At 31.3% G+C, this 18,280-nt stretch carries 10 protein-coding genes; 3 read left to right on the top strand and 7 right to left on the bottom strand.

Going from position 1 to position 18,280, the window contains the following annotated elements; all coding sequences use genetic code 11:
• The first annotated feature begins 51 nt into the window (after positions 1–51).
• A complete protein-coding gene (locus NEF87_RS06085) occupies positions 52–3,558 on the top strand; it encodes a hypothetical protein (protein WP_457919083.1) in 3,507 nt (1,168 codons plus the stop codon).
• Between the two features lie 224 nt (positions 3,559–3,782).
• Here NEF87_RS06085 and NEF87_RS06080 read toward each other — a convergent pair whose 3' ends face one another.
• Both NEF87_RS06080 and NEF87_RS06075 read right to left on the bottom strand, forming a co-directional pair.
• Positions 3,783–7,121: an FtsX-like permease family protein gene (locus NEF87_RS06080; RefSeq protein ID WP_457919082.1), complete on the bottom strand. Its 3,339-nt coding sequence runs from the start codon at positions 7,119–7,121 to the stop codon at positions 3,783–3,785.
• A 198-nt stretch (positions 7,122–7,319) separates the two neighbouring features.
• Entirely contained in the window at positions 7,320–10,823 is a 3,504-nt protein-coding gene (locus tag NEF87_RS06075) for an FtsX-like permease family protein (protein ID WP_457919081.1), read from the bottom strand.
• Positions 10,824–11,005: 182 nt separating this feature from the next.
• Between NEF87_RS06075 and NEF87_RS06070 the strand changes: the two genes are divergently transcribed.
• Entirely contained in the window at positions 11,006–11,266 is a 261-nt protein-coding gene (locus tag NEF87_RS06070; protein WP_457919080.1) for a hypothetical protein, read from the top strand.
• A 38-nt stretch (positions 11,267–11,304) separates the two neighbouring features.
• Here the strand turns inward: NEF87_RS06070 and NEF87_RS06065 are convergent, their stop codons facing one another.
• The 4 genes from NEF87_RS06065 to NEF87_RS06050 all read right to left on the bottom strand — a co-directional run bounded on the left by NEF87_RS06065 (position 11,305) and on the right by NEF87_RS06050 (position 16,891).
• Positions 11,305–13,032 (bottom strand): M48 family metalloprotease, encoded by a 1,728-nt coding sequence (locus NEF87_RS06065; RefSeq protein ID WP_457919079.1) that lies wholly within the window; start codon positions 13,030–13,032, stop codon positions 11,305–11,307.
• 104 nt (positions 13,033–13,136) lie between these two features.
• Positions 13,137–13,829 (bottom strand): hypothetical protein, encoded by a 693-nt coding sequence (locus NEF87_RS06060; RefSeq protein ID WP_371805527.1) that lies wholly within the window; start codon positions 13,827–13,829, stop codon positions 13,137–13,139.
• Between the two features lie 3 nt (positions 13,830–13,832).
• Positions 13,833–14,972 carry a metallophosphoesterase family protein gene (locus NEF87_RS06055; RefSeq protein WP_457919078.1) on the bottom strand — a complete coding sequence of 380 codons (1,140 nt, stop codon included), beginning with the start codon at positions 14,970–14,972 and terminating at the stop codon, positions 13,833–13,835.
• Entirely contained in the window at positions 14,969–16,891 is a 1,923-nt protein-coding gene (locus NEF87_RS06050) for a protein kinase domain-containing protein (RefSeq protein ID WP_457919077.1), read from the bottom strand. Before NEF87_RS06050 ends, NEF87_RS06055 begins: the two co-directional genes overlap by 4 nt.
• Positions 16,892–16,980: 89 nt before the next feature.
• Between NEF87_RS06050 and NEF87_RS06045 the strand changes: the two genes are divergently transcribed.
• Positions 16,981–17,241 carry a hypothetical protein gene (locus NEF87_RS06045; protein WP_457919076.1) on the top strand — a complete coding sequence of 87 codons (261 nt, stop codon included), beginning with the start codon at positions 16,981–16,983 and terminating at the stop codon, positions 17,239–17,241.
• A 35-nt stretch (positions 17,242–17,276) separates the two neighbouring features.
• Here the strand turns inward: NEF87_RS06045 and NEF87_RS06040 are convergent, their stop codons facing one another.
• A complete protein-coding gene (locus NEF87_RS06040) occupies positions 17,277–18,245 on the bottom strand; it encodes a 1-phosphofructokinase family hexose kinase (protein ID WP_457919075.1) in 969 nt (322 codons plus the stop codon).
• Between the last annotated feature and the right edge of the window lie 35 nt (positions 18,246–18,280).

Here is an 18,280-nt window from a genome sequence, read left to right as displayed (position 1 = left end):
TTTCTTGTGATAACTTTCTTAAGTTCACATGGTTAACTGAATAATATAGCAATGACAGATCCTCATCTATGTAAGTTTTGCGGTACTCCAATTAAAATGGAAGATCCACAGTCATTTTGTTCGATGTGTGGTGCAAATCTGAAGGAAAATTTTTCACTCTCTAAAGAATCTAAATCCCTTGTTAAAGAAATTGCTCCTGAAGGTGATTCATTGGAAGATAATGCTTCAATCGATACAGAGCTTGATGATTCTTCTGAAGGAGAACCAAAAATATCATTTTTAGATAAAGTCAAATATTCCTATTTCGATTCCATTTATCGTTTAAATTTTAATTATTCAAAAAAAACCGATGATTTAATTCGATCGCGTTTGTTGTTAACATCTAATTTACGGTTAATTCATAAACACCCCATAGTTTATTCAGATGATAGGGTGTCAATATTAACAAACGAAATGAGGTTAGTATCATCCCAAATTAAGCATATGTCTCAAGAAATTAAAAATGACATAGATAAACTTGAAACTTTGTTTAAATCCCAAAAATTTGATGAAGCAAAAGAAAATTTGAAACCTCTCTATTTGAAAATTTCACAAAATGGATTGGTTTATTTACTTAATCCGTACTATTTATTAAAATTAAAAATAAAGAAGAACATTTCTCTTATCCGTTCTTTACGAAGGTTTGGAGAAAAAATATCCGACGATATTTCAGAATCTGATCTTGAACGAAAATTTTTCACAATTGATCACCAACTAAATAAATTAAAGATCAAGCAAGCACTCTCAAACAAACATTTTCTTATTCATCCAGAGATTCTTGAGAAGATGGTTGCTATAAAATCCCAGTTTGAAGAATATATTCAAGAAAAACAAATTAAACTCCCTGAACTCAATGTTAGTAAAAAAATTTCAATTTGGATTGGAAATACCAAAGAATTGCTAAATATTCAAAATCAAAACTTCAAGTTTAAACGATTATGTGCGGCTGCAAAAAAATGGAAAGATCTTCCTGCCGCTTGGAAAAAGATTCAAGAAGCTGAAAAGATCCTTGAACAATTTCCAGATTTTATTTTTTTCAATTCCATCGACAAATTTCGAGTTATTAAGGAACAAGTCGAGTCATTGATTGAAGAATTAAATAATGAAACTAAAATACAGCTCCTTTATGTTCAAGAATTGATGGCTGATTTCAGATTTGTTGAATCGGATTCTCTTATGAAATTATTGGTTGAGAAATATGAACAGTATTCAATGTCTGTTTTAATAGAACAAATTCGTGTTGAGCAAAATGTATGTAATATAAATATGGAATTATACAATAGGTTACTAGATATTGAAGCAATATTCCAAACTGCTGATTATTTAAGTTCTCAAAAATCAATGCGCCAATTAATTGAAAAAATCGAATCTAAAGTAAAACCAGAAATCTTACTCGATAATATCAAAGAAAGAGTGGATAAGTTTAGCCTAGAGATTAATAAGTGTCGGGATGAAGGAGAAGAGATACTTAGATCAGAATTAGTTGCGATAAAAACAAAACTAATGGCTGAACTGAATTTTGAAGAGGTGAATACTCTTCTTCAACAGAAACATATTATTGCAACACAACAAGAATATCATTCATATCTTGATCAACATAAACATTTTTTGAAAGAGTTTAACCAAAATTTTGATGTATTTCAGCAAGTCCTCCAGTTTGAAGACCAATTGGCTCATGAAAAATTTGGTAGCATTCTTCAAGGGAAAATAAAAATAAGCAATATGCTTGAAAAATCAGATATTCTAATATATTCCAATTTGGAAGATAAATTCAAGAAGTTAGAAAAGGATTTAGAACAAAAAATCGTTCAAGAAGAATCGAAGTTTCAAGAAAAAGTAGATCAAATAAATGCACTCTTAGATGAATCGATCGATATTGATCAATCTACATCTATTTTGCAAGAAATTATTGCTCGAAATAATTTTACTGGGTTAGAGCAATTCCAGGATCGGATTGAACGCCTTTCTCAAAAAGTTAAACTGAACTCTGAAGGTTTGGACGAAATACATAAAGTTCAGCTTATCTTTAGTGAAGGGGATATAAAAGACGCCTTTAAACAATGTAAAAAATTACTCGATAAAATTGATAGTGGTTTGAAAACTAATCCAAAGATTTATAGTTCATCTTTACGAGAAAATGTTGCCAATTTACATGGACAGATTGAAATTGGATTACAAGATGGAGTTGAGAAGCTTGAATCCGATTATAAAGCCATTTTAGCCAAACTGAAAAAAAGTCTTGAATTTACTGAAATTATTGATTTACTGAGTAACTATGAAATTCGCGCTCAACGTTTGGGATTAAATACCTTAAAACAAGAATTACACGTCTTGAACCTCCAATGTCAACACAATCTATCCGTTGTAAGCAAGTGTAAAAAATTGGAGCGTAATTATGATTCAATCACGGAATTTCCTCAAACATTAAAATCTATTCAAGAAATTATGAATGTTTCCGCAGATGATAAACAATTATTTGAACAAGTTCAAATTGTACTGAAAACTCTTGATAAGAAAGTCAAACAAGGGAATAGCGAACGCGAAGGTCGAATGAATGACTCTCTTGAAACAATTATTAAAAAAGAGATCAACGTTCTTCATTTTAATGATGCTCGTAATTCGTTAGAACAATTGCTTGAAACAGCCAAAGGACTTGTTGTAAAATCAATAATTCCTGAAATTAATAAATATATTGAATTAACCACAAATCATCAACAATTGTTAGAAAGTGTAGAAGAAGCGAAAGGGTTTATTGAAATAGATAAAGTAATTGAAGCGAGAAATATGATGGATGGGTTGCAAACTGCAATTTCTCAATACAAAGGGATCATAATTAATCCAATGAGAGATTATATTGCTGCCACCGGTTCACAAATCCAAAATCAAATTGATACAGAAATTTCAACATTAAAAAGCTCAATCTCAAAAATCGTTGAAATAATTGAAGAAAAACAAGCAGAATCCATTTATGATGAGTTATTAGAGTGCAAAGAAAAAGCTATTTATCTGGAAATCGGAGATACTGTTGAAGAAATAGATGATTTAATTAAGCTCTGTCATCTTCAATTTGATCCCACTGAAAAAGATAAGAATCAAAAGAAAAAGAAAGAAAAACAGAAATTAACTGAAGTTAAAACGACGTTTGTAAAAGCAGATGATATTTCCGAAGAAATTACTGGCGATTCTCTTAATACGGCTACATCTATTACTTTCATGGTTCCTGCAGTTGAAGAAGATGAAGCAGAAATTTTACCTGAATTTAAAACAATGAAAGAAAAACGGGAATATAAACGAAAAATTATTAAAAGGAAAAGAGCTCGTATCCATAAACCGCCCGTTGTTAAACAAAATTTGAATAATCAAGCTCGTTCTTCATTGGTTCGCCAACAACTTCAACGTTATTCACAACAAATCAACCGACCAGTTAAAAGAACAAATATCGATCGATGTGAAAGTTGTGGGGCAAAACAACCAACGAATGAAGAAAAATTCTGTTTCTTTTGTGGTAAGACAATTTAAGGAAAATTTTGATGCGGAAACCTTGCTTTTTTCTCTAATTCTTTTATTTTTCATACCCTTTTTTTGCTTTAGGGCATATTTGCTATCCAAATTTAATCTAAAATCATTTCTGAATGAAAAATTTTCCTGGTAGGTATCTATGTTGCATTATGGGATTTATCGGGTTGAATACTCATTCGAATGGTAAAAATACATATTGAGATGAAAATATAATTAAAAAAAAATTAGATCATTTCTTTCTCCATTGTTTGCTCAATTGTTTCTGTTTTAGACACGAGATAATTTATAACAAGGATTGCAATTGATGATACAATGAGTAAACTGAAAATAGAAAGAAGATTTCCAATATCACAAAATATAGGAAGATTTGTACTAGAGGAAAATGTGCTGCCCATTATATTTTGAATAATTATTTGTCCAACCTTGATTAAAATCCAACTAAAACCTATTCCGATAATGGAACCAATTAAAAATGCAATTAAAAATACAATAAATGTTTCTGTTAATTCCATTTGAAAAATTTTTTTTCTGCCTATTCCCCTCGCAAGCAGAAGACCATTGAAATGTGAGTTTTCTCGATTTATTAAGATAATTGTTAGAGATAATTCTATGACTAACAAAAATCCAATAAGTGTGAAATTTAAATATTCCAATCCAAAAAATCCACTTGTACCGTATTGAATAGATAAAATAGCTTTTGATGTGTCATCCCAATCGGGGTCTGATATATCGTATCTTATATTCGAACAAAAAGCGGAATACTTCATGCGGAGATTATCATATTCTGTCTCTGATCCAACATCAAAATTGCTATTAAATGACAGTATTTGAATTATTTTTTTCCCATGAACTAAATTTTCCGATTGATTCAGATTTCCTATGTCCAATAATATTGAACTCTCAATAAAATCCGAGTTATTGTACAATCCTGGCACAAAATCTAAAACCCCAATAATCTCGATATGTAGTATTTGAGTTTGTAAGTCTGTTGTATTGTTATTGGAATATTTGTGATGAATTTCTACCTTATCTCCAATAATTGAATTGGAATCAATAAGAAATCGGCTTGAAACAAACGCTGGAAGCGAAGAATTGCTTGACATCATATTTTCTGAATACAATTCCTTAATATCATTTTTGAATTCGGGATAGGGAAGAGGTTTCTCATTTTTTTCTAAAATATTTAAATAATCGGTTGAATTCAAAATATAAGCGTTAAATGAATTTTCTATCATCCGATCGTTAAAATAATTATAACTTGTGCAATTAATATCTACAAAACATGTTGTTAAATCCTTAAAATATGGATTTGCGTCTGCATCTGAATAATTTAGAATTTGTTGTTCAAATGAATTAATTTGATCTAATGATGCAAACGATGGATTTTGCATTTCAACTCGAAAATCGGAGCCAATATACATGTTTCTTTCCAAAGTTTCATAACGAAATTGGGAATTGAATGTAATATTTGTTGTTATAAGGAGCGAGGCAAATATTGCCAGATAGGTAATAATCCCAGACCATTTTTTTTGTCGCACTAATTCTAATCCAACTATGTGATCGTACCTCTTTACAAATAATTTGGAAATTTGCTTTGATATCCGAGCAAATAGAGAAGGTCTTTGAATAACAACCAATCTCACTAATCCAGCAACAAAAAATGCCATCCCAAACAATGTAAGAAATTGAAAGGCTTGAAGAGAATAGGTCATTATATTAACTAAATCCACTAAACTATCTGAAGCTGTTGTAGAATACCTAATAACTATAAGTATGTTCAAAATTATTGGTATTATTCCAACTCCCATCAGTAAATAGGGTAAGAATTGTCGTTTTTTTTTCTCGTCTTCATAAAAATCGGAATAAACGACCTTCTTCTTGGTAGTTTTTTTCTTTATGTTATAGCGCTTAAAAAATTTTTTACTATCACTGTCATATTCATTTTTTTCTGTTAATTCTCTTTCTTTTTTTCCCAAAAATAATCTCTCATCATACTTAGCAGCTAAATCATCTTGAGATAGAGATGCAGCAATGTCAGCATATTTCGGTTTTCGTGCCTGAATTAATTTCGGAATAATTGCAATTCCATTCATTATTGTTCCAAGAATGAAAGACGAAAGTACATTATTCCATTCAAAATAAGGGGTTAGCAATACTTTCTCAGTATCAAAAAAAATCATTCCAATGAAATTTTCATAAGCAAAAAACGTAATAAATCCCCCAAGTAAACCTAATATCATACATATTAGTCCCTTAATAAACGCACTGATCACTATTTGCCATTTTATTGTCTTTAATGGAACACTCCGAAGTCGGAGAAGTAATAGTTCTTCATTAATTTGCTTTTTATTCGACGCCACAAAGTTTTGGGTGATAAGAATTGAAAAAAGGATTATTGGAATATTCAAAACTTGGATAATGAGATGGCTTTCCATCAAATCTAAATAGACTCTGTTCAATTGTAAAGCTAAATAATCAACAAAATTTACTTCAAAAGGCATACTAAGTGATGTGTTCCACGCTTGTTGGGCAATTATTGTTTTATCCTTATTTAATGTATTGAACTGAATATGATCTCTATTATAAGCTATTATGTATCCGCATCGTAAGTTATCATTCACGAGGTAATTTCTGTAGAAATCAGTCGCATTAATATTTTGATATAATAATTGGAATGGATGTGAAAATCCGGGTATTGAAAAATTTTTAGCCGAAAAAATCGCAGGAGTGTCCACTTCATCAATAAATTCCGGAAAACTTCGATTTGCGAGATAATCAAAATAAGTGTAACTATATTTGAGACGTTGGAGGCTAATTCGGTAATCTTCTTTAATCGGTAAGTAAGTTCCTACCAGTTTTACTGGAGGCGATTGAAAAGGTATTAAGTGTCCTACCGGTGGATTCAAATCATGAGTTCTTCCAACTAAGACTGTTATATTTGTAATATCTCCCACGTTCAAATTGAATTTCTTCGCGTAATTGTAATCCATTAATACTTCGTTTTCAGCTTCAGGGGTAGTTCCTGCAATAATTTTAAAATAATCATTAAATCGCTGGGAGTGATAAAAATCCTGCTCAAATAATGCAAATTGAACATTGGAACCATTTATTTTATTAACATAATCCAAAATACCAGAAGTGTCTTCCAATTTTAGATAATCCCAATATTGTGGAACGACATATCCTGCTCCCCATCCAAAAAGTCCGAATTTATATGTGCCATTTAAATCTAATGGACTATTGTTAATTGAATTTTTTATTTTGGTTTCTGAGTCATGAAAATATTGATAGTAATCCATTTTTGGAATTAATCCGCCATTGTCAAATTTTGGATAATAAGTAACCTCAAAATCTGTCATTGTAAAAAATGAATTCTCAAATTGATGCTTTTGAGCGGCTTTAAAGAAATAACTTAATCCCGTGACCATTGATAAAGAGAGGCTAATGCAAATGATAACGAGCCATTCATTTTTTAATTTTGATAAACTGTGTTTGAAGTAAAAACCAAAATATTTTGGAATTGTAATTTTCACCTGATTTAATTTATAAATTAAAATATTCATCTATTTCAAAAAAATGAAATTTTAACATTAATACTTAATTTATTTTTCTCGAGAGAATTATTAAATCTTTGGAATTTTTTTTCACTTAATTATTGTTTAGAATTCATATTCAAAATATGAAAATAATGAAACTAATTCCCTTTTTAGAAAAACAACTTTAAATTTTTACAAAGAAATTAGATAAAAAAATTTAAAAAATTATGCCTTGCTCTTTATTTTCACAACATTTGTTGGAAGTTGATTTTGATTTTTTTTATTTTTTTTGTTTAGAATTTGCGCCTGACTTGAAAACCATATAATTCCGATTATCATGCCAAAGGCAATTCCATTTGAAAGTTTTAAAAACAATTGTAAGGCTAAACCTATAGCTAAGCAATTAATTAATGCTAATTCACTCATTTTGTTTTGCAACCCATTCTTTCGTTTCATTCCAATCCATTTATTTGATAGAAGAAGTAGTTGAAGCAAGAAAATGGCACAAACCACTGGAAGAATTCCTCCAATTAATAAAGATAAATTTATGCTCGTTGGAAAGTGTACAGTGCTACTATAGAAAAATTCTGGATCTGTCAATACATAATTGAAAGTTAGTTTATGTTGTATCGTTCCATAGATCGTACCCACCAATCCTCCGACCAGTATTGCTAAAAATATCATTATTGAAGTTTCAATTATCACGATCTTTAGTAGATTTTTATCTTCAAATCCTGCTCTGAACAAATTCTGGATTTCCGTTTTTTCTTCTTCTAAAACACTTTGGATTGTAAATGCAGAATGAATTCCGATAAATACTCCTAACAAAACAATTATCAAAAACGTAAGTTTGTAAAATCCCCTCGAACCAAAATCGAAATAATGTATTTCTATTTGGAAATCGTCCCAATCTTGGTTATATGTCCAGATATTCAAAAAAGTAGCTTGATTTTCATAAACTGTTATAAGATTTGATTCGATCAATTCCCAGTCATTATTTGAAGAGATTTTTAGATCCATCAATTGAATTATGCTATTCCCAATTATATCATTATCAGAAACGGGAATCGATTTCAAGTCCAATATGACTCCCAGTTCATTAGTGTGAAAATCATTTGCATCATAAAATAGACCGGGCATCAGATCGAGAACTTCGATAAATTCTATTTGTAATTCCTGATAGTAATAAGAATCTGTGGAACTATTATAAATAGGGATTTTGATTTCCAATTGATCTCCAATATTTTTATTGAAACGGCTCAATGTTGTAGGGGAAACTATTGCTCCAATAACTTCATTTTCAGTATTAAAATTTTGAATTTCTGATATTTTGTTATTATAGTCGCTATATGGAACAGGTTTACCCATTTCCGTAATAATTTTCTCATATTTTTGAAGATCTAGTGTATAGATAGGCAAACTGACAGATACATTTACTCCTCCCACTGTCGTTTGGATTTGTGAACTTGAAGTGAAACAGGAAACGACCTCATTAACCAATTTTCGATTACTCACGCGAAAATTCGTTAGATTTTCTTCAAATTCTTGAATATTCTCCATTGAAGTAAAATTGTGAGTTGTGATTTCCAATCTCAAATCCGCTCCAACCAAATAATTGTTCATTGAAAATTCGTAGGTTTGAGTAGAAGAATAGTTAATATTGCTTGCAACTAATAATGCAATAAAAATACTAAGATAACTCGCAATTTCTCCCCATTGTTTCTTTTTTACTAAATTTGTTGATATGAACATATCCAAATCTTGTAAAAACACCCTCGAAATTCTTTTAGCGAGTTTACTGAATATTTTTGGTCTTTCTAAAAAGAATATTTTTCCTATTCCAGAAACGAGTTGTCCTAAACAGATGAAACAAAGTAATATTATGCCTGGAATTAATTGCTCAAGATTGTAAGTTAAATCAATTAAACTGTCTGGAAGGCTGATATTGTTTCCTAAAAATATAATAAATAGCAATATCAAAGGTAGCAAACCCACGCAGATCTGAAGAATTGATGTGGGTTTGATTCGATTGTTAAAGAAATCTCCTGCATTTTCTTCAAAAATTTCATTTTTCTTTTGTTTTTTCTTTCGTTTTTGTGTTTTTTTATGGTATTTCTTCTGGTTCTTATCGTGTTCTAAGTTTTGAGCAAATTTTTTTAGTTTTTCTCCTTCTTTCTCTTTTCCAAACAATTTATTTTCATCAAAATCAGATGATAAATCTTCAATTTTCATGGATGCAGCAATTTTAGATAAATCTTGTTTTTTTATTTTTTGAATTATTGAAATAGTCGCTGCGAAATTTATTGCAAGACTAACCAAAAATGTGAGGAATAGATCGGATACTGTAATAAAGGGTAATATTTGTGCGTTTTGTCCAATAATTAGGACATTTCCCAAGATTTTTTTATATCCAAAAAAGAAAACACATCCAAAGGATGTGCCAATTATACTGGTAATAAAACTCCTTAGAAATGCACTATATTTAATCTGTGTATTCAAAATGGACTTTGAAATTCCTCTTCCTTGTAAAATCAAAATTTCTTCTTTTTGGTTATCATAATATCTGTTTAATTGTTTTTTACTAATCATTCCGGCAAAAATTATAAAGGGTAGATTAAAAATTTGAAATAAGTATTTTTCTAACCTTGATGAATTTGCTTGTTCTTGTAAAAATAATCCTAGATTATCATTAAACACAACTGCTAAAGGTAAATTTAAAGAAAAATCAAAGGCATGTTGCGAAATTATGGTTTTTTGGTGGCTTATCGTTTCAAATTTGATTGCCGCTCTATTAAAAAATAAGGAATAGCCAGATACAATATTTGTTGATCTTAAATATCTCGAAGCATCGGTATCGGCTGCAATCTGTGAAAAATGTTGTTGGACAGGATGATTTAGATCAGTTCCTGAGAAATTGTAGTAGGAAAATGTTCCAGGTGATTCAAAAGTGAAGTCATCTGATGGAACTACCTCATCTACATAATTTTGATAGGTATAGGAATATCTGAAATTCAAGTTGTTAAATCCAATTAAATTATCTTTTGGCAAATAAATGCCCGAAATTGTTATATTTTCCATAATAAATTCTTGATAATTGATATTTAAAGGTGTGCCCGGCCATATAGCCCCTATCATCGTTGTGATATTGGAGATTTCATTTACTCGTAAGTCGAATTTTCTTGCAAATTGGTAATCAACTAATATTTCATTGTCAGAATTTGGACTTTCTCCTTCGATTATGATGAAATAATCGTTAAATCGTTCAGATTTGTAGAAATCATCTTCTGCTAAAATGTATTGGAATCCGGTAGCATTTGTATCACTTAAGAAATTAAATCCAGAGTTATATCCTTTTGAGGTAAATCGACTGATATTTTTTACTGAAAAAAAAGCTTCACCATGAGTTATGGATGCAAAATTATAATATCCTGTGACATCCAGATCTGTAGAGGAAAATGCTTTTTCTACCCCTGGTTTTGTAATGTTTGAATATTCAGCAAAATTCAATGGGGAAATAAACTGCCCGTCAGCATTTTGTTGAGGTGCATGATAAATTGAAAAATCGCTTGACTGAGTAAAAGATTTTTCGAAATTATAGTTTTGAACCGATTCATAGAAAAATGAAAAGCCCGATATCATCGCTAAGGCAAAACTAACACAGATGATAATTGCTAAATTTTTTTTTTGGTCAGACCACGATTTTTTCCAATAAAAATCAATTTTTCGCATTTTTTTAACCCTACGGGGATAAATCTCCTACTTTCATTTTAAATTTCATGGAGACCAAGTGAAATTTGTTCATAAAAAATATGACTAGATTAAATTGAAATTTATAGCAACAATTTTGTATCATTTCCCGCTGTTGCAAAGATAAAATCGTTTAAATTACAAGAATACTATTAATTCACATTATGTCAAAGAAAAACTATCCTTTATCAAATCAACTTATTGAAGGATTTCTCTACAAATTTTTAACAGATTGGAAAAATACGGATGAAATCTTTTCTGCTATTTTAGATAATTTTGGATCAGAGATGTGTGTTCCATCCGAATTGTCCAAAAATGGAGAAATCAAATACATCCATAAGACAAAAAGCTTATTATTGCGGGGATGCAAGAACGGAATCTATTCATGTGATAAAAATCAAACAAAATTTAAAAAAAATGAGTAAAAATACTATTGATTTTTTAAATAAAAGAACAGTTTCTTTTATAGTAAAAACCAGAGAATTCCACCTAAAGCGATAAGGAATATCCCCACAAATTGCCAAAATGCTCGCTTATAATTTCCAAAGGATTTTCCTGACCCATCCAATAGTTTAATTTTATGAACTTGGATATAAGGACTTGGATTTCTGCGATACCATCCGGTAATTTCCACATCTTTCCCTTTTAATTTTTCCGCTTTGAAGATTCCAAACAATGTGTTGATAAACCCTATTCCAAAATCATAATCAATGAACATGATTCCTTTTTCATCCCTTACTACAACATCCTCCGACCAAAAAAGTCCTGGTACTCCCCTTCCTATAACAAAACCTTTTGTAATTGTTGGAACAGGTCGAATTGGGCTCACTTTAATTGTTCCAATTAAATCAACAATTTTATGTTCTTTAAAACCACTTTTATATTTAAATGCATTCTGAATTAGTTGGAAAATTCCTGCTAACACCAAACTAAAGACCATAAAAGACCAATATCCATTAAAGAGGGGGGAAAAGGTTGTGATATCAAAATTGGCTATGAATAAGATACCTCCTACGATTAACCATGTCCAGAAGATCAATTTAGGCATGATGTAAATTAATAATTCACCGAAAAATTCATCCAATGCAGATTTTCCCATTTGTTTTTCAAATTCAACCTTTGCCTGAGAAAGATCTACCTTTGGCGGCTTTTTAAATTCTTTAAAACTCATATAGCTCAATTGTTTTATTCGTTTTGCAGGAAGTGGGTGGGTTGAAGTGATTTCAGCAAACTTTGCCCATGGTTGATATAAATCCCAAGCACAGGCGCGTGCAAGTAGGGTATTATCTATCTTTCCGCTACCATTTGTGGCGGAATAGGCTAAATTTTTCGCAGAATTTTTGTCAAAAATTCCAAGGGCTTTCACATATTGATTTTTGTCATTAAATGTTTTTTGTCCTTTTTCCGGTTCTTGCAAAATTCCATAGGCTATTTTGACCAAAGCGGTCGCTAAGGAATTGGGATCCGCTGTTTCTTTTCCTGAAAATTCATCGGCATAATATTCTCGTAATCGACTTATGAATAATGACAGAAAATATCCTACGATATACATGATATAACTGACTATGGCTAATCCGATTTTAATAAGCAGAATATATTGCGCATACTTGTTGTCATCAGATGATCCTCTAGATGGTTTAACACTGGTAAATCGTCTATATCGATAGGAATTAGTCAACAATCGAAAAATGGTGTAAAACATTACCGGAATGGCACTAACAAATGTCATTACAATAAAATCATTGTGTTCAATATGCCCTAGTTCATGAGCTACGACTGCTCGTTGCTCTTCTGCATTTAATAACTCTAAAATGCCATCCGTAATTACTAAACGGGCTGAATTGCGAGTCCATCCATATGTAAATGCATTGGGTGTTCCCCCATGAATAACACCAAATTTAGGCAATTTGAAATTATACTTTTGACAAACATTTTGGATTAATTGGGCGATATGGGGATCATTTTGTTCCAGTCGATTATAATCTACCCACTCAATGCGATATATCCATCCTATAATTAAAGGAGATATCAAGTATTGAAAGAAGATTCCTATACAACTTAAGATAGCAATCATAAGTGGGGAAAAGATATAAATATCATCTGGGAGAAAAAAATCTACTGCAAGTATTAAAACAAATAGCATCCCATACAACAATCCAATTGTTAGGGTAGATCGAAATTTGTATCCCATTTTTTATCATACTAAAATTAAATCGCTTTGAATAAATATCATTCGGTTGATGGAAAATTATGAAAAAAAATCACAAAATCAAATCGTTTGGGTTAAAATCTGTTTTAGATTCGTTTTAAAAAGCCAAAACTGGTAATTGATACACCAATGGACAAAACTAAATATGTTAGAACATCTAAAATTACTCCTGATGCAAACTGACTCCCAGCATTAATAAATAGAGATAAAATACAAATTCCTAAACCACAAGCAAAAATGATCATTTTTTTCCTTCTAGCTCCATCAGTTTTTCTAATACCATGTCGAATTAAGTAAATTATGCTCCGGAACATAAAATAGAGCATTAAACTTGCTATAACTAGTAGCGCATAAAGACTTAAATGAACATTAATATTGCCTCCCAGTTCATCGGGTGCTTCAAAGGTGATAAATCGATCTGCAAAAATAATGAAAACAATTCCAATTGTTCCAACAAGGAATGCATAAATTAACCATTCTTTATGCTTTTTAAACCAAACTGCTGAATTCACCATGCACTGCATTGCAAAATAAATCAACATGGTTCCAATTAAAACACAAACCATTCCAATCGGTAACAAAATCAATGTTAGAGCTTCATTGGCCAAAATATCATATATAAAAATGCAAAAGGTATAAATCCCCATTAATCCTGTGGCTGAAGCCATAAATTGATTTCCTAAATATTTTGAATCTTTCTTTAAAATGAACACAGAACTTGTTAATCCTGCAAGCGTTGTCATAATATGAAAAATATAGGTAATACTAAAACTTACCATGATTTAAAACTCCGTTTTTGCATTGTAATATTTATCCAATTGATTTTCAAGGAAATATTCTTTTATTGCTAATATTCCGATACCTTGGTTTAATTCTTCATTCTCTATATCTTTTCGTTTTGTATTTGGTTGAATCCGGAGGAACTTGGCTTCCCCAATCTTTCTCCCATCATATGTTGAAGTGCTAAAGAGTGATATGAGACGTTTATCCCATAATAAACTGTAACCGTTTGAGAATTTTTCATGCCCTCGAATTAAAATATCAAATTGATTAAGTTCCATAAAATCATTAAAAGCTTGATAACTAAACCTCGGTCTTCCTGTTCGTGGGGTGGGGGCAACTCCGGTTGTTAAATTTATTGGGTCTGGATCCGCCCATAGAATCGTTTGGGAAAACACATCCATATCAAAATGTTCTGTTTGAAAACAATTTAGATTACTCCCTCCTTGTTCGAGTTTAATTGGTTTATAATCCTTTGTATCGAAGGGAATACCTCCGTGGACTGCAAGTATTTTTTTTTCCCCAATTTGAGTTCTAAATCCTAATGGAAGATGGCTAAAAAATTGATTTACTTGATCCCAAATTGGATTAAAGTAATCTTTCGACCCTGCTTTTTCGTAGAGATGTTGCGAGAAGCCATATCTGCTGCACACAGATGCATCTTCGTGGTTTCCCCTGAGTAAAAATACATTATTTGGAAATAAAATCCAAAATGCAACAATAAATGCTAAATTTTGTAGATCAAAGGGATTTCGATCAACGTAATCACCTAACCATATTATCTTTATATTCGGATTTACTTGAAATACTCGAATAAAATAATCTATCATTAGATACGTATCATCAAAACTGCCATGTGTGTCCCCGATGAAGTAATAATTCCAGTCTGGAGTATGTGTATCGTGAATTATTTTTGAGTAGGAGCCATTATTGTACCTATGATCTAACATGATTTTTGCTGTGGAAAGAAGTGCGCTATAGTTTTCTAATAAATCGTGAGGTTCCGCCTTAAAAAACTCGGTACCCTTTGCAAAATATCGAAAGAACCACTGGAATACATATTCAGGAACTTCTTGCTTTGCTAAGGAATATAATAAGTCTCGCAAATGATTTTCTTCGGAAAATTCATTATTTGTACTCATTGGGATTCCTCCTTTGCATAAATTTTGAATTCTATCCGATATGTTATTCCATCTGGTGCCAGAAAAGGGACTTCGATTCGAGTAGTTCCGAGATTTGCCTCTGAAAGCTGTATACTGACGTTATCTAATCCCTTTATACTAATATTATCATACACTTGTTGATTCGTGGTTGTTAATTGACATATAAAAGATCCCAATTTCGAATGAAAATCTCGAATGAATGCATATCCCTCATTGATAAAGATCTCAAACATGAATTTATCCCCTTCAATAGGTATTAAAGCATTATATAGATGTCCATCCATCGAATGTTCGGTCCCCGCAGCAATGATTTCGTCCCTACCTAATTGTACGATTTGTCCTTCTGGCAACGGGATAAAACATTCGTTATAATCACAATAAAGGAAATATTGTTTTTGTTTTGTTTTTGCCAAGTTGGGATTTTCAATCGTTTCAGAAGAATTATATAAATAATTTAATGCATCATAAACCTTGACCATGTTTTCCATTCGATCGGCAGGTTCGTATTGAGTCATAAATTCTACCAATCTTGAAAAGTCAGAAGGCAAATCTGGATTGAAATCACCAGGATGAAGTACAAAATCTTCGTTTGTTGCAGCGGCTCCTGCATAATGTCCTCCACTGAAGATATAAAACATAATATGTCCCAACATATAAATGTCGGTTGCAGCTATCGGTTCAAATCCTGCCATTACTTCGGGAGGGGTTCCTCTATTTCGAATTCCTGTTGCTTCTGGTGCGGAAGATATATAATAAGGTTTTCGGGGTTGAAACATATTATTAACTCCCACATTTTTAGCAACACCCCAATCAATTATAACGGGTTTGACTTCTTCATCAGAATATCTGCTTTTTTTAACTATCATGATGTTTTGGACAGTCAAATCTCGATGAACAATTCCTTTTTGGTGGACAAAGTACATATGTCGAGCAATTGGCATTAAAACATCCTTGATTATGATTCTGAGTTCTTTTACGCTTAAATTTTTTAGATCTTTAAATTTATTATTATACCATGAGTCAAAAACAGTTCCTTCGATGTATTCCAAAAAGATGTAATATTCGGGATTTCTAAAATTCTCGAGTTTTAAGGATCCGATAAAATGCATAGTTGCTTCGGGTGAATCGCTTTGAATTTTAGTAATTGTTGCTTCTCGGGTCCAGTATTTCTCACAAAAATTATTTCCTGACTCTGGATCATGAAATCTACTATAATAAAATTCTTTAATTGCAACTTTCTTGTTTGTGGTTAGATTTCGGGCACTCCAAACAGAACCCATTCCTCCCGTACCCAATTTTGTCGTTATTTCATAAAAATCATCTTTTAACCTAAGATTATCTCCCTCCTTAATCCCAGGGTGATCTTTTTCTGCAGGTCCTGCAGATTTCTCAAGTTTCTTTAAATCTTTCTCTTTTTGGGGGAATGGAGAAAATTGATCCTTCTTGATAATTGGATGAGATTCAGGCACATTTTGAGTTTCTTTTGGTTTTGGGAAAGGTAATCCTGTATCTTCACTCGATTTACTCGGTAAAGTTCTCCGGGTAGGTACCGAAGGTTGCACTGCTGAAGAATTTTGTTTCTTTCTCGAAACAAATGCATTTTCAGGGCTAGTTTCTTTCACAATTTGTTGCTTCTTTCTTCTTCCTAGTTCAATTACTTTTATAAGTCCATGACAAGTCGTTGATTGGCATTGAAGAGGTTCCTGACCGTGGAGTTGATTAAATGCACTTTTATTTTGAGTTAACCCACATTTTCTGCATCTAAGTATGAACCGCCCTTCCATTTTTTGAAAATTCGTATCATTACACTTGCTGCATTTAATAGGATTATCATTTTCAAAGATATATAGACTATTGCACTTAGTACATTTAAAATAGTGTTTTGGATTTGAAGACATCAGCTAATTTATATTTGCCCTTAATTGCTAAAAAAATTTGCATCCATCATAAAAAAAAACTCAAATACTAGAAAAACAGAGTACTCACTATGAGCGAAATTAATAATCTCAAATCAGCAGACAAAACTCCCAATTCCCTTAATCATGATACTTTTGTAAAATTTATGGCAAGTAATTCACCTTCTGCTCTTATTAATGATCACAACGCTCCCCTTGCTGAAATGGTTCACCCTTTGACATACTCTATGGATTTTAAAAAACATCCTGATATGCTCGCTATTCCTGTTGCATATTCGTTTCAAAGAAATTTTTACAAATTATTTAAGGAATTGAAAAAACTTCCCTATTAGTTTCTTTACTTCCAAATTGAAAATTTCTTTTGCGTCTACCTAAGTTTTTGAATTTGACATTTACTTTCTAAGTTAGTGATGTCCGTTTGATTAATGCATCCTGGACCAATCTGCAAAGTATTCGCAGCTCCACAAATCGTTGCAATTCTTAAGATTGCTTTCATTTCATATTTATTGATCAAACCAGAGATTAGTCCTCCTAAAAATGCATCTCCGCATCCAATGGTATATGCGGATTTTTCTAAGGTTACTTTTCCGTAATATGCTTCTTTTCTATTAAAAATTAGAGCCCCATATTTTCCTAATGTTAGGACATTGAATTTTGATTTGTACTCGTTTAATTCGGAACATAAATCAAGTAAAGTGTATAATTCCTCTTCGGTTGGTTGATGGTCAAAATCCTCTTTGGTACATAGTTTTTTATTAACAATAATGGCCATCTCTTGTAAATTTGCCTTGATGATATATGGGTTGTACATTTTCATTAATTTCAATCGTTCACCGCTGGAGTCAATAATCAATTTTGCATTTTTATTTCGAATAATTTCACTTGGTTCTAAAAAATATTCAGAAGGTGTGCCAGGGGGTAATGATCCGCTGAAAACTACAATATCATTTTTTTGTATCATGATTCGAAGAAACGAATTGATTTCTGAAAGATTTTTAGCAGTGACATCAAATCCAGAAAATCGTAAATGCGTTGAAGCATCGTTGATTGAATCGATTAATGTCATATTAGTTCTCGTTTTACCTTCAACTGCAATCAAAGTGTGATTTATCTCTTTTGATTCCAAGAAATTTTTATATAATTTTATATCAAGCTGACCTATTAGAGCTACTATATGTGTCGATATATGCAATTCCTTCAAAGTTAGTGCAACACTTATTGCCTTACCTACTGGAAACACTTGTGGGTTGGGTAATTGATAGGTTCCTCCTAATTTAAAGTTTTGAATTTCTATAATCTTATCAATTGAAGGATTTAGTAAAATACAGTAGATCATAAATATTGATAAGCTCGAATTGTAAAAAAAATAAA

It is taken from the genome of Candidatus Lokiarchaeum ossiferum, from assembly GCA_025839675.1.
In the GTDB taxonomy this organism is placed as follows: Archaea; Asgardarchaeota; Lokiarchaeia; order Sigyniarchaeales; family Promethearchaeaceae; genus Lokiarchaeum; species Lokiarchaeum ossiferum.
Note: the sequence above shows the minus strand (reverse complement) of the source record. Positions and strands in the feature narration are given on the sequence as shown.

Bases quoted from the DNA above. Each gene is read 5' to 3' on its own strand.
- NEF87_RS06085 (WP_457919083.1), top strand. From the start codon at position 52: ATGACAGATCCTCATCTATGTAAGTTTTGCGGTACTCCAATTAAAATG.
- NEF87_RS06080 (WP_457919082.1), bottom strand. From the start codon at position 7,121: ATGAATATTTTAATTTATAAATTAAATCAGGTGAAAATTACAATTCCA.
- NEF87_RS06075 (WP_457919081.1), bottom strand. From the start codon at position 10,823: ATGCGAAAAATTGATTTTTATTGGAAAAAATCGTGGTCTGACCAAAAA.
- NEF87_RS06070 (WP_457919080.1), top strand. From the start codon at position 11,006: ATGTCAAAGAAAAACTATCCTTTATCAAATCAACTTATTGAAGGATTT.
- NEF87_RS06065 (WP_457919079.1), bottom strand. From the start codon at position 13,032: ATGGGATACAAATTTCGATCTACCCTAACAATTGGATTGTTGTATGGG.
- NEF87_RS06060 (WP_371805527.1), bottom strand. From the start codon at position 13,829: ATGGTAAGTTTTAGTATTACCTATATTTTTCATATTATGACAACGCTT.
- NEF87_RS06055 (WP_457919078.1), bottom strand. From the start codon at position 14,972: ATGAGTACAAATAATGAATTTTCCGAAGAAAATCATTTGCGAGACTTA.
- NEF87_RS06050 (WP_457919077.1), bottom strand. From the start codon at position 16,891: ATGTCTTCAAATCCAAAACACTATTTTAAATGTACTAAGTGCAATAGT.
- NEF87_RS06045 (WP_457919076.1), top strand. From the start codon at position 16,981: ATGAGCGAAATTAATAATCTCAAATCAGCAGACAAAACTCCCAATTCC.
- NEF87_RS06040 (WP_457919075.1), bottom strand. From the start codon at position 18,245: ATGATCTACTGTATTTTACTAAATCCTTCAATTGATAAGATTATAGAA.